At 62.9% G+C, this 1,352-nt stretch carries 1 protein-coding gene; it reads left to right on the top strand.

Annotated features, from left to right (window positions below):
- Positions 1-54 precede the first annotated feature (54 nt).
- A protein-coding gene (locus tag ACFXKA_RS42820; protein WP_379431879.1) for an IS3 family transposase occupies positions 55-1,322 on the top strand; the annotation gives its coding sequence in 2 pieces (ribosomal slippage) (positions 55-328 and positions 328-1,322; 1,269 coding nt in all).
- Positions 1,323-1,352 lie beyond the last annotated feature (30 nt).

The raw sequence follows: 1,352 nt of genomic DNA, 5'->3' as shown, positions 1-1,352 counted from the left end.
TGAATCCCACCGGGTTTGGTGCTCACCTCCTTTCTTGAGGAGGATGGGCAGACCATGCCATCGAAGTACGACGAAGCGACCAAGGCCAAGGCTGTCCGGCTGGTCGTCGACCATCGCGACGATTACGACAGTGAGTGGGCCGCGATCAAAGCGGTCTCGGCCCGGTTGGGCATGACCGCGGAGACCCTGCGCAAATGGATCCGTCAAGGCGCGATCGACGCCGGTGAGGTCGAGGGCACGACCTCGGAGTCGGCGAAGGTGATCCGCGAGCAGAAACGCAAGATCGCCGAGCTGGAGCAGACGATCGAAATCCTCAAGGCCGCAACGAGTTTCTTCGCGCGGGAGAGCGACCCGCGACAGCGGTGATTTGCAGGTTCATCGCCGAGCATCGAACTCGGTTCGGGGTCGCTCCGATCTGTCGTGCGCTGACCGCGCATGGATGCAAGATCGCCCCGAGAACCTTCCATGCCTGGGTGAAACGTGCACCCTCGAAACGGGCCCTGTGGGACACCGCGGTCACCGAAATCCTCGCCGGGATCTACGAGCCCGACGAGAAGGGCCGGAGGCAGCCGGAATCTCTCTACGGTGCCGAGAAGATGTGGGCGCACCTGCAACGCCAGGGCATCCCGGTCGCTCGCTGCACGGTGGAGCGACTGATGCGCGCCAACGGGTGGCGAGGGGTGGTGCGGTGCAAGAAGATCCGCACCACCGAAGCAGACCCGGCGGCCTCGCGGGCACCGGATCTGGTCGATCGCCAGTTTCGAGTTCCGGCACCGAACCTGCTGCTCGTCGCGGATTTCACCTATGTACGGTTGGTCACGGGATCGTTCGTTTACACAGCGTTCGTGATCGACGCTTACGCGGGCAGGATCCTGGGCTGGGAGTGCTCGACCAGCAAGCAGACCGCGTTCGTGAACTCCGCGATCCGTCAAGCGGCTGCTGTTCGTGAGCGTGAGGGAAATCCGTTGGCGGGTGGCACGATTCATCATTCGGACGCCGGGTCGCAATATACGTCGGTGCGCCTGGGTGAGACGTTATTGCTGTCGGGGATGGTTCCCTCGATCGGCTCGGTGGGTGATGCATACGATAATGCGTTGGCGGAGACCACGATTGGGCTCTACAAGACCGAAGCGGTTCGTGACGATTCACCGTTTCGGCGTGGCCCTTTGACCAGGCTGGCCGACGTCGAGTTGCTCACCGCGGACTGGGTGAGCTGGTTCAACGGATCCCGTCTTATGCACCGGCTCGGTCGCAAACCACCGGTCGAATACGAGGCCGACTACTATGCACACCGCGCCGGACAACCGGCCGGTGACAGATAAACAGGTGTGCACCGGACCCGGGGGGATTCA

The sequence above is a fragment of the Nocardia sp. NPDC059228 genome (assembly GCF_042754245.1).
Taxonomy (GTDB): Bacteria; Actinomycetota; Actinomycetes; order Mycobacteriales; family Mycobacteriaceae; genus Nocardia.
This window is presented reverse-complemented; position numbering and strand designations above follow the sequence as displayed.